11 protein-coding genes are annotated in these 11,798 nt (G+C 47.0%); all 11 read left to right on the forward strand.

Translation table 11 applies throughout. The annotated features are described in order from the left end of the window. Positions 1 to 504: 504 nt before the first annotated feature. The gene (gene cbiB / locus HQN88_RS10610) at positions 505 to 1,503 is read left to right on the forward strand and encodes an adenosylcobinamide-phosphate synthase CbiB (protein ID WP_173110846.1); all 999 of its coding nucleotides are present in this window, start codon (positions 505 to 507) and stop codon (positions 1,501 to 1,503) included. Beyond that, the gene (cobS, locus tag HQN88_RS10615; RefSeq protein WP_337995159.1) at positions 1,482 to 2,303 is read left to right on the forward strand and encodes an adenosylcobinamide-GDP ribazoletransferase; all 822 of its coding nucleotides are present in this window, start codon (positions 1,482 to 1,484) and stop codon (positions 2,301 to 2,303) included. Before cbiB ends, cobS begins: the two co-directional genes overlap by 22 nt. Before the next feature lie 32 nt (positions 2,304 to 2,335). Next, positions 2,336 to 3,442, forward strand: coding sequence for a threonine-phosphate decarboxylase CobD (cobD, locus tag HQN88_RS10620; protein WP_173110848.1), 1,107 nt, complete (start codon positions 2,336 to 2,338; stop codon positions 3,440 to 3,442). Next, positions 3,435 to 5,027, forward strand: a complete 1,593-nt coding sequence (locus HQN88_RS10625; RefSeq protein ID WP_173110850.1) for a cobyric acid synthase — start codon at positions 3,435 to 3,437, stop codon at positions 5,025 to 5,027. The genes cobD and HQN88_RS10625 overlap by 8 nt, the downstream gene beginning before the upstream one ends. 1 nt (position 5,028) lies before the next feature. Further along, the gene (locus tag HQN88_RS10630) at positions 5,029 to 5,598 is read left to right on the forward strand and encodes a cob(I)yrinic acid a,c-diamide adenosyltransferase (protein ID WP_173110852.1); all 570 of its coding nucleotides are present in this window, start codon (positions 5,029 to 5,031) and stop codon (positions 5,596 to 5,598) included. Then, positions 5,595 to 6,536 (forward strand): RluA family pseudouridine synthase, encoded by a 942-nt coding sequence (locus HQN88_RS10635; RefSeq protein WP_173110854.1) that lies wholly within the window; start codon positions 5,595 to 5,597, stop codon positions 6,534 to 6,536. Before HQN88_RS10630 ends, HQN88_RS10635 begins: the two co-directional genes overlap by 4 nt. A 127-nt stretch (positions 6,537 to 6,663) precedes the next feature. Continuing rightward, a complete protein-coding gene (locus HQN88_RS10640) occupies positions 6,664 to 7,029 on the forward strand; it encodes an arsenate reductase family protein (RefSeq protein ID WP_173110856.1) in 366 nt (121 codons plus the stop codon). Between the two features lie 7 nt (positions 7,030 to 7,036). After that, on the forward strand, positions 7,037 to 8,137 hold the full coding sequence (locus HQN88_RS10645) for a site-2 protease family protein (RefSeq protein ID WP_173110858.1): 1,101 nt from the start codon (positions 7,037 to 7,039) through the stop codon (positions 8,135 to 8,137). 31 nt (positions 8,138 to 8,168) lie between these two features. Further along, complete coding sequence (locus tag HQN88_RS10650) at positions 8,169 to 9,344, forward strand: aminotransferase class I/II-fold pyridoxal phosphate-dependent enzyme (RefSeq protein ID WP_173110860.1); 1,176 nt, start codon at positions 8,169 to 8,171, stop codon at positions 9,342 to 9,344. Between the two features lie 88 nt (positions 9,345 to 9,432). After that, positions 9,433 to 10,599: a DNA sulfur modification protein DndB gene (locus tag HQN88_RS10655; protein WP_056609438.1), complete on the forward strand. Its 1,167-nt coding sequence runs from the start codon at positions 9,433 to 9,435 to the stop codon at positions 10,597 to 10,599. Next, positions 10,599 to 11,774 (forward strand): DNA sulfur modification protein DndB, encoded by a 1,176-nt coding sequence (locus HQN88_RS10660; RefSeq protein WP_173110862.1) that lies wholly within the window; start codon positions 10,599 to 10,601, stop codon positions 11,772 to 11,774. The genes HQN88_RS10655 and HQN88_RS10660 overlap by 1 nt, the downstream gene beginning before the upstream one ends. Positions 11,775 to 11,798: the final 24 nt, after the last annotated feature.

Below are 11,798 nucleotides of genomic sequence, written 5' to 3' on the forward strand. Positions count from 1 at the left end.
GGGATAAGTGGAAAGAAAGTAGTTGTAGGAGTAGACATAGAGGGATGGCATTGCTGAATCACATGAAAGAGGTTGTAGCTGGAAGTATCGTAAATATACGGTGGGCCAGAGGCAAATAGATGGATTTTATACAGTTATATTTGGGGATTTTTCGAGCGTATTATGAATAAATGGAAAAACGGCAGTTAATTTTCTACATTTACCCTATATGAACGAAAAAAGGTGAATTTAACGACACCTTTTACAGTTAAATCGAGTTTTCGAAGAAATTTCGCCTAAATAGCTGTATATTATCCATTTAATACAAATGTGCAGCCTATGCGACCCTCAAATCTATAAACAACACGAATACCGGCTGAAATTGTTAGGAGTCTTTGTGGAAAAATAAGGTGTGCGTTTCATGTGATTAGGCGGCTATATGTCCTTATAAACAATTTGAGACGTTTAAGAGGGCAGCGTAGCCGTTATTTTGTAGACAAGTAAGTACGGAATGGTGAAGCCCTTATGTGGATATATACTTGGCAGGAGCTCGTCTGGATGACGGTTGCTGCAATAGCGTTAGATTGGCTGATTGGTGATCCGAAGTGGCCTACGCATCCCGTCATCATTATTGGACGTTGGATTCGCTGGGTGGAGGACAGGCTGCATCCTAAAAAAGTGGTGATAACGACTATTCCGGTAGATCGGCATTCAAAGTGGCTGCACATGAAGGGCGTCCTGCTCACACTTTCGACAATCACACTGAGCTTTGCTGTGGTACTTGTGCTCGTCCATTTCGCAAACGATATTCATCCGTGGCTAGGGTATGCCGTGTCAACTTGGCTCATCTCCACGACGGTGGCGATCAAAGGCTTAAAAGATGCTGCGTATCTGGTCTACAATCCGCTGCGCACAGGCAATCTCGCGGATGCTCGCAAGTACACCGGCTACATCGTTGGCCGGGATACGGATGCACTCCACGAGGAAGAGCTTACGCGAGCCGTCGTGGAGACGGTCGCGGAGAACATCGTGGACGCGGTCATCGCGCCCTTGTTCTATGCGCTCATCGGCGGTGCGCCGCTGGCGATGCTCTACCGTGCATCGAATACGCTGGATTCGATGGTCGGTTACCGAAATGACAGATACCGTCATTTCGGCACCGCGTCGGCCCGCTGGGACGACGCCCTGAACTGGATCCCGGCGAGGCTCACCGGGATCCTGCTGATCCTCGTGGCCCTGGCGAAGCCGGGCCTCTCAGCTCCACGCGCGGCGGCGGCGATTCGCCGCTTCGCGCAGCTACACCCCAGCCCGAACAGCGGGATCCCGGAGTCGGCGGTGGCCGGTGCACTCGGGATCGAGCTCGGCGGGCTGAACGTCTATGGCGGCGCGGCGAGTGAGCGCGCCCGCCTGGGCTGGCCGCTGCGTCCGCGAACGCAGCGGGATATCGTGAACGCCGTGAGCATGCTGTACGGCGTCAGTTATCTAGTGATGGGAGGACTTCTGTGCGTCGTACTCATTTTTTAATGGACTGGCTGCGAGCCTGTGTAGCCGCTTTTCAATTCCTAACGCGTCTGCCGATTCCGGTGCAGATTGATTATACCGAGCGCGTGTTTCAGCGCAGCACTATTTTTTACCCGCTTGTGGGCTGCGTAATCGGACTGCTTCTCATGGTGTCAGGAGTTGGGCTTTCCTACATACTGCCAACGATGCCGGCAGCTGTCTTGCTCCTGGCGATCTGGGTCGTTCTCACAGGCGGACTGCATTTGGATGGCCTAATGGATACCGCAGATGGGATCCTCAGTCACCGTCCCCGCGAGCAAATGCTCGAGATTATGAAGGATAGTCGTGTCGGCGCGATGGGCGTTATAGTGTGTGTCTTACACCTATTACTAAAATTTTCCTTACTCTACACGATACTGGATGCTAATGAGGCAGGGGAACGAGGAAGCCTGCTTATCCTACTGGCCATCGTCCCGATCTGGAGTCGTTGGTTCATGGTTGCAGCCATTCGGATGTGGCCTTACGCAAGGCCGAATTCAGGGTTAGGCAGTCTGTTTCGTGGTGTTAACTGCAAGCATGTCACGGTATCTCTTTTAGTAGCCCTATTAACTACTACGCTATATATGTACACCAGCTATACAACTTCGTTACCGAGCTGGAGCGTCGTTCTAAGCTTTATGGCCGTCACCACGTTAGTTGGAAGCGGGATTGCAGCTTATATTAGCTCCAAGCTTGGCGGACTTACCGGAGATACGTATGGCGCTTTAAATGAGCTGCTGGAGAGTGTGCTTTTGTTAGCCGTCATCAGTATCCTTGGCATGTAGGACAGCATCTTTTCGTGAAAGGAATGACCATTATGTTAGAGCGTTATGGACACGGAGGTGATCTGTGGACTGCGGAGGAAGCATGGAATCTGCCTAGGGAACAGTTTCTGGATTACAGCTCAAATATGAACCCTCTTGGGCCTCCTGAGGTGGTCAAGGAGATTCTAGCAGCGAGTTGGCGCGATATCGTCAAATATCCAGATCCAGCGGTGCGTGAACTTCGCCGAAAGCTAGCTCAGAAATATGAGATTGATCCGGAGAGTATTTTGGTTGGAAATGGTGCCGCAGAGCTAATCGATTTGATCATCCGGGTGTTGAAGCCAAGCACGACAGGGCTTGCTAGGCCGTCTTTTAGCGAATATGAGGAAGCCGTTCACAAAATGGGTGGCCAGCTAACCAACATCCCCATATTCCCTGAGCATCAATTCGAACTACAATGGCGGGATGTGGAAGCAGCGTTGCCAGCTCTTGACTTGTTTTTCCTCGGTCATCCCAATAATCCGACAGGCAAGCTGATTCCTCGCAACGTGATAAGTAATCTGCTTCAAAGTGGGCGTAAGCTTGTGCTGGACGAGGCTTTTATGGATTTTGTTCCACAGGAGTCGGAGCATTCGCTGCTGAAACTTGCCTCAACAAGCCAAGACCTGATTGTGATCCGTTCGATGACGAAATTTTATTCGATCCCAGGCATTCGGTTAGGTTTTATGGTAGCCCACCCCGATCTTATCCAGCAGCTGCGACAGCAGCAGGTACAATGGAGTGTGAATTATCTTGCTCAACAGATGGGGGTTGCGGTGCTGGAAGATGAAGCATTTGAACAGTCCACGAGACAGTGGCTGAGCGTCGAGAAGCCTTGGCTTATCGAGCAGTTGCGCCATATCGGCTTGGAAGTAGTGCCAAGTGATGTGAATTTCTTGTTGTTTTCGTTTCCGGTGTCGAGCGGGATTAACGTAAAACAGGCTCAACAGCATATGGGACGCCAAGGGGTTTTGATTCGGGATGCTTCGTTATTCGAAGGGTTAAATGATCGTTACTGTCGCGTAGCCATTCGTCTTCGTGAGGATAATGAGCGTTTACTCCAAGCCTTGCGCAGGATGATGAACGATTTAACAAGGAGTGGAGGTACAGGTCATGCGTGAATCAAAGTCAGCGGTTCTCATGATTCAAGGCACAGCTTCCGATGTTGGCAAAAGTATTCTTACGGCTGCCTTATGCCGTATTTTTGTAGAGGATGGCTGGCAGACAGCGCCTTTTAAATCGCAAAATATGTCTCTCAACTCTTACATCACATTCGATGGCAAAGAAATAGGCAGAGCGCAAGGCGTGCAAGCAGATGCTTGCCGAATTGTCGCTACGACGGATATGAACCCGATTCTGCTCAAGCCTAAGCAAGATATGGTCGCTCAAGTTGTTGTTCATGGGAAGCCATATGCAGATTTGGAGGCAAGGGCGTATAGGGAGTCCTATTTGCCCAAAGCGGAAATTATCGTGAAAGATGCTTTAGAACGCTTGCGCAGCGAATATGACATTGTCGTTCTAGAAGGGGCGGGAAGTCCGGCGGAGGTCAATCTAAAAGACCGTGACATCGTCAATATGCGTCTAGCTGGTTGGGCAGATTCACCGGTGCTGCTGGTTGCTGATATTGATCGTGGCGGGGTGTTTGCTTCGATTGTGGGTACGCTTGAAATCTTGACTCCAGAAGAACGAGATCGGGTGAAAGGCTTTATTATTAATAAATTTCGCGGGGATGTCAGCTTGCTGAAGCCGGGCTTGGATTGGCTGGAAGAGCGAACAGGGAAGCCGGTGCTTGGTGTTATTCCTTATTTACAACAACTTGGCATTGAGGACGAAGACTCAGCATCACTCGATTCCAAACGTTCTCTAAGCAGAAGGTCTCCGAATCATGAAGGAAAAAAATCAGATCAATTGGACGTTGCTGTCATTCGTTTGCCACGTCTTTCGAACTTTACGGATTTTGATCCGCTGCAAGAAGAAACAGACATTCATTTCCGATATATCGATTCGTTAGCGGAGTGGGGAGAGCCGGACGTCGTTTTACTTCCAGGAAGCAAGAATACGATGGAAGACTTGCAGTATCTGAAGCAGTCGGGTCTGGCTGCGCGATTAATTTCTTTTGCACATGAGGAAAAAGGCTGGATCGTTGGTATTTGTGCGGGTTATCAGATGCTGGGTGTCACACTTTCGGATCCTGGCAGGTACGAGTCGGAGCATGCTGAGCTTGAAGGCTTAGGGCTGCTTGCAACAGAAACGGTGTTCACGCCGGATAAACGAACTGTAAGGGTGCAGGGTGTCAGCACGCTTTTCGCATCGAATTTTGTGATCGATGGCTATGAAATTCATATGGGACGAACGAAATATGTAGATGAAATCGAGCCTCCGTTCCAAATAACTCCTCAACTAAGCACGGGTTCTTCTGAACCATTTGGAACCTCCTTACATCATGATGGAGCAGCCTCACTAGATGGTCGTGTGTGGGGAACCTACATCCATGGTATTTTGCACAATGATGATTTCCGTAGAGCTTGGTTAAACCAGATTCGATTGCATAAGGGGTTATCCCCAATCTTACAAGGACTACGTTATAAAGAACGCCGAGAAGCTGCGTTCGATCGATTAGCTGACCATGTACGAGCTCACTTGGATATGAAGCGAGTTTATGAGATGATGGAAGTAACACATCCTACGAGGGCGGGAGGGTTCTAAGATGAAAATTTATACGCGTACGGGAGATGCTGGCCAAACCGGTGTGATTGGTGGTCGTGTGGACAAAGATGATGATCGCGTCGAGGCCTATGGAACGACGGATGAACTGAATAGCTTTCTAGGTCAAGCGATGAGCTTCATGGATCCGCAGAAATACCCGGATTTATTGCCTGATTTGCTTCAGGTTCAGCATGAGCTGTTTGATTGCGGTTCAGATCTTGCGCTGCTAAAGCAGGATTTGCGCCCCTATAAAGTAACGGCCGACATGGTGGATGCGTTAGAAGCTTGGATTGATAAATATGATGCTGAGACGCCAGATATCACTCGTTTTATTTTGCCTGGTGGCGGGACTGTATCCTCTACCTTGCATGTTTGTCGTACAGTTTGCCGCAGAGCCGAACGGCTTGTCGTTACCTTAGCCCGCACACAGGAAATTAATCCCGAGGTGCGCCGATATTTGAACCGATTGTCGGACTTTTTCTTCACGATTGCTCGCACAGCGAACTTCCGTGAGGGGATTGCAGATGTGGAATATATACGCAGTGCTGAGGTGTTTAAACGAAAATCATGAGCTATTATGAACCATTAGTATACGTTGTTCCGCCAGAGGAAGAAGGCTTCATTCTCAAAACGGTGCTGCAAAAAAGATTGATGGTCTCACGGAAATTGTTATCCCGCATCAAGCTTACCGAGCGTGGGATAACGGTTAACGGGGAAAGGCAATACATCAATATTAAAGTGAAGGCTGGCGACCGTGTAGAAATTCGGATGGAAGAAGAACAATCCGAGGATATTCTGCCTCAAGATCTTCCGCTGCACATTCTACATGAAGATGAGCATCTGTTAATTCTTGCGAAGGATGCTGGTATCATCGTCCATCCAACGCATGGTCATTATGTGAATACAATTGCCAATGGGGTTGTGTACCATTGGCAGCAAGCGGGGATTACGTGCCGTTTCCGCCCGGTGCATCGATTGGATCAAGAAACTTCGGGTGTCCTAGCCATTGCGAAAACACCGTATGTCCATCAGCAAATTTCCGAGCAAATGATTCAGCATCTCGTGAAAAAAGAGTACCTCGCATTCGTTTGGGGCACGGTAGCTTTACCTTCAGGGACGATTAACGAGCCTATTGATCGTGATCCAGAGCAGCCTCATGTACGGATCGTGCGGCCCGATGGCTACCATGCGGTAACGCATTATGAGGTCGTGAAACAATTCGAGAAGGCTGCACTCGTGCGGATATGGCTCGAAACGGGACGTACGCATCAAATTCGTGTGCATATGCGCTACTTAGGACATCCGCTGTTGGGGGATAAGATGTATACGCTGGAACATTACGGGGACGATGCAGCTGATCTTGAAGCCACTGATCGGTTACATCGTCAGGCACTGCATGCTTTTAAACTAGGCTTTGTGCACCCAGGTACAAGGGTATGGACCGAATTTAACGCGCCATTACCTGCCGATTTATCCGAACTTGAGCAATGGTTAGCCGATAAAAGGTAAAAAATCGAAAACCATGCCAATTTCTGGATGGTTTTTCTTTGCAATTACTTGACTTTCCTTGGCAATTAGCCCAAAATTTTAAGTAGTTCTATTTGATCATCATACGGCATAAAGGAGTTATTACAACGTGGGAGTTAAAGTGTATGGTTACGATAAATGTGGGACGTGCAGGAGTACTGTAAAGTGGCTGAAAGCACACGAAATTGACATTACAGATCAGGTAGCTTTATTTGAGACGCCGCCTTCAGCGAAGGAACTAGCGAATTTGCTTCAGCTAAGTGGTTTGGAGATCAAGAAGTTTTTCAATACATCGGGTGACGTTTACAAAGAGATGAATTTGAAAGACAAACTGCCAGGTATGTCGCAAGAACAAATGCTTGATTTGTTAGCTTCGAACGGGCGCTTAATTAAGCGGCCAATTGTAACGGATGGGCATAAAGTGACCGTAGGCTTCAAAGAAGATGTGTTTGAGGATGTTTGGGCGAAAGGATGATAAGAACGTGGGAGACAATCAGAAACCAACACGTAAGAAGTCACCACTAGCCATTGGCGGATTCATCGCTGTCCTCTTATCACAAGGCAAGCTGCTGCTTGCCGCTTTGAAGTTTGGGAAAGTTGGCGGCGCTATCATCTCGATGTTTATCACGATCTGGGCTTACGCTTACTTGGCCCCATTGCCATTTGCGATTGGTCTCGTACTTATGATTCTTATCCATGAGTTAGGTCATGTTCTTGCAGCGAAGATGAAGGGGTTACCCGTGTCGGCACCCGTCTTCATCCCATTCCTCGGTGCGTTGATCACGATGAAAAAGAATCCAACTGATGCTGCAACAGAAGCCTTTATAGGTATTGGAGGTCCTGTTCTGGGGACTCTCGGAGGCGTAGCCGCTTTTGGGGTAGGTGTTTATTTTGATTCAGCAGTGATTGTTTCCGTAGCTTACGCTGCTTTTTATTTGAATCTGATCAACTTGCTGCCTATACATCCCCTGGACGGCGGACGAATCTCAACAGCCGTAACACGCTGGCTATGGCTAGTTGGTTTAGTTGGCGGGCTCATTCTCATTGTGTATCTCGATAGCTACTTTTCGAGTAAGATTATTTTCTTGATCATCTGGGCAATGTTTGCATGGGATTTATACAAGAAATATGTGCGGTATCGCCATAAAGAAGAGCGCGTAACTGTCGCAACTCGATTCGAATTTCCAGCCAATCATCTGCTGCAACAAGGCTATATGATCCCGGGTGAGAGCCATACGCGTGATTTGGACTATATCACCTATTCGGAACTACAGGGGCCAGGCGCCGGCCGCCAAACTTTGAACATGTCATGGCATGCGATAGGCTTCGAAGGGCACGCATATTTGCCTGTACAAGCGATTGTTAAGCGAGTGCAATTAGTCAAAGCAGAACGTATGAATAAAGAGGATGGCTTGCACCTTGGTCTCCAGGTTCAAGTGGAATACTCCCCACTAGGGATGCAAGAAAGCTATTATGAAGTACCGGCTAAGACGCGTTGGAAGTTTGGTATCTCGTATTTGGTATTAATCTTGTTTTTGCTCTATATGATAAGACTTGTTCATCAGGTCGGCATCATTTCCTAACATCACATTTCACATAATGAGGAAGCTATCCATGACATTTAAAGGATCCAAACGGCTGCAGCAGCTAGGCTCGGCTATTTTTTCGGAAGTAGCTGAATGGAAGAGAGAGGTTATGAACCAAGGGGTAGACGTCATAGATTTAGGTATAGGAAGTCCTGACCAGCCTCCTTCCCATCGCATTTTGGCAGCAATGGCAGAGGCAGTTCGTAATCCTTCCTATTACGGTTACCCAACATCGGAAGGAAGTTTGGCCTTTCGCGAAGCAGTAGCCAAATGGTATAATTATCGATTCGGCGTCCAGCTCGATGCTGAAACGGAGATCTTAACTTTAATGGGCTCACAAGATGGGCTTGCTCACTTAGCGCTTTCTCTCTGTGATCCTGGGGATATGGCTATTGTCCCTGATCCAGGTTATCCCATATATTCGGCAAGTCTTGTCTTGGCAGGGGTTGAACCCTATTTATTACCGCTGCGTGCAGCAAATCAATTTTTACCCCAACTAGAGGACATTCCAGATGACGTGGCTGCTAAGGCGAAATTCATCTTGCTTAACTATCCAAGCAATCCGTTATCTGCTGTTGCAGATCGTGCCTTCTTTGAGCATTTGATTTCATATGCGAAGAATCATGATTTGCTTATAGTACATGATCTTGCCTATTCCGAAATGGCTTTTGATGGCTACAAGCCCATGAGTATTTTGGAGATTGAAGGTGCTAAGGAGGTTGCTATTGAATTCCATTCTTTATCGAAAAGCTTCAATATGGCAGGCTGTCGCATCGCTTTTCTAACCGGTCATGGGGATGCAGTTAAGGCGCTCAAGACACTGAAGTCGAATATTGATTACGGGGTATTTGGGGCTATTCAAGCAGCAGGTATTGCAGCATTAGAAGAAGACATGGAAAGCGATCATTCTGTCTCAAGTATGTATGAGAATAGACGAAATTCATTTATTTCGGCATTAAATGATGCGGGTTGGATCATTCCACCACCGAAAGCAACGATGTTTATTTGGGCCCCGATCCCCAAGGGTTGGACATCTCGACAAATTTCCCGGGAAATGTTGTTTCAGACAGGCGTTGTTGTCATTCCTGGCGATGCATTTGGCGCTGAAGGAGAAGGATTTGTCCGTATTGCTTTAGTGCAAGAAGAAGCTCGATTACTTGAGGCAGCAAGGCGAATAGGAGATTGGCTTCGGTCCTTAGAATGAAAGTTAGAGATTTTGGTAAAAATAGGAGAATGAGAGACATATTTAGGTATAAGATTGAGAAAATTTATACGTTGAAAGGGGTAAGTATATGGATGCCATTTCTTCACTATCAGAGCTGTTAGCTGAACAGAAGCCGTCATCGTACGTAGAGATTCCCGGAATTTTAGGACAGACGTTCGGTCAAGCGACAATCGCTGCTACATTACCTATTAGCAAACTATTTTCTATTTTTGAGGTGGATTTAGAAGTACAACGTGCGATCATTCCGCGGAACCTCTCTAAATTAATTGACTATGTGAATTTATATTTGGAAGATCGCCAGCCAATCTATTTCCCTGGCATCATTTTCTCAGCAAGAGGCGCTGGACATTATGATGAGGACCATCAAGCTCTTCGGTTACAGCCAATTGAGAAATTATATGTCGTAGATGGTCAGCATCGCTTGGCAGCTTTCCAACGGATTATGGAAACATTGCAAAGTCAGATGGCACGAGCGAAAGATCGTCGTGAGTATGACAAAATGGATGAGATTACGGAAAAGCTGCGCCGTTTATATGCGTTCCCAATCTCAACAATGACGTATCTAGACATTAATGCGCGTCAGGAACGTCAATTGTTCTCCGATATTAACAAGCTTCCGCGTAAACTTGGAGGCAACTTGGCTGTCCTTCGTGATCAACGCCGGTTCTATCATGTAGCAGCTACGGAGCTAGCAGCAAAAGCCCCTGCGATGCAGAAGCTAACGGTTGATATGTTCTCAGAGCGTGGCAAATCGCCGGAGTATTTATTCTCCTACCATTTGTTGATTGAAATTCTAGTGGGATTGTTTGAAGGGCGAATGAAATCGGCGGCTCGTAATAACAACTACCAATATGCGGATAAAGATCTACAGGAGCTTATTTCGTTAGCAGGCGGCTACTTTAACGGATTATTGACGCACCTGCCTTCACCAACCAAAGGTGAAATCGTATGGTCTGAGAATATCCAGATTGCGTTAGCCCTCTTCATGCATGAAGAAGCGACGAAAACAGGCAGCTTTAATCGTTATGCACTTGAGCATGCTTTGAAAATATTGCCGCATGTCAACTGGAATAGTATTTATGCTGGAGAAGAGAAGGATCGTCTACCAAGACGTACCCGTATTATGAAAGCATACAACCATATTAAGAGCTTCTATCAAGATCAGAATGCATTCCTAATCAGTGATGCAGAAGACTATAAAGCTAGTTTTGCGAATAAGGAGGACGTGAGCTAATGGAAGGATTACGCCTGAAAATGACTATCCATCCTTTCTGCGAAAGGTTCGGTCTCTCGACTGTGGCCTTGCGCGTTCAGGATCTGCTGAACTATACGATGATCGATCCCATGGTTCAACGGAAGCTGAGTAATATGCAGCGCCGGAAGATTTCGACTTATTTGCAAGAACGCGAATTGGATCATGTGTTCTTCGGTCCTGTAACCTTGTCGCTTCGCGAAGTGAACCAGCTCTCCAAGGGTGCGAAGGAATTCCTCTTGCGACATGGTTCTAAGCTTTCCATCCTTGATGGTCAGCATCGGATTCTAGCACTTGGGTATGTGAATGATCAGATGCAGAAAGAAGTACGTCGCTACGAGAAGAAGCTGGCTCTGCTCAAGATTAAGCAACGGAAGTTTAGTGACGATGCGGAGATAAAGCAAGAAGTTGAGGAAACAGAAGGTACAATCAATCAACTTGAGGGTAGACGTTTGGATCTGATGGAAACACAGCTTGCTGTGCAAATTTACATCGGTTTAACGGAAGAAGAAGAGCAGCAGTTATTTGGTGACATCAACTCCAAAGTGCAGTTGGTTAGTAAAGAACTCGGTCATTCCTTTGACTCCATTGATCCGCTTAATTTGGTTATTCAGCAGGTCGTCGACCACAATGTTTATTTGAAGGCAGCGGGTGTAGAGAGACGCAGTAACTTGACCTCATTTAACCGTAACTTTACATGCTTCAGCTGGTTGTATGCAACGGCGACGATGCTATTCTCAGGTAGAATGCAGCCTTCTTATGAACTGCAACGTAAAATTCGTCATGATCCATCAACGTATGTTGAAATCTTGCATCAATTCTTCAATACGATTCTACCGATGATGCCAGAACAGCCAGGTTTGGCTCAATATACGTCCGCAAACCGTGTGATTCAGGAAAGTATTGCTCTGTATGCGAATCGTTTCTTATTCCCAAATGGCGAATACAACGATGAGTGGACGCAGTCCTTACAATTGCTAGAGGGATTCGATTGGTCACATGACAATGAAGAGTTAATCTATGTATTTGGCTCGTTGGATAATGGCAAAATCAACCTCATTCACGAGAAATCGTTGAAAAAACATGCGAAGCTCGTACAATTCTTCCTCGAAGGCACAGATTCTGCTAGTGATTCCGAAGAAGTATCCTCTGCATAATTGGAAGCCTAAGAACCCTTTCGA

It is taken from the genome of Paenibacillus qinlingensis (assembly GCF_013204845.1).
Lineage (GTDB): Bacteria > Bacillota > Bacilli > Paenibacillales > NBRC-103111 > Paenibacillus_E > Paenibacillus_E qinlingensis.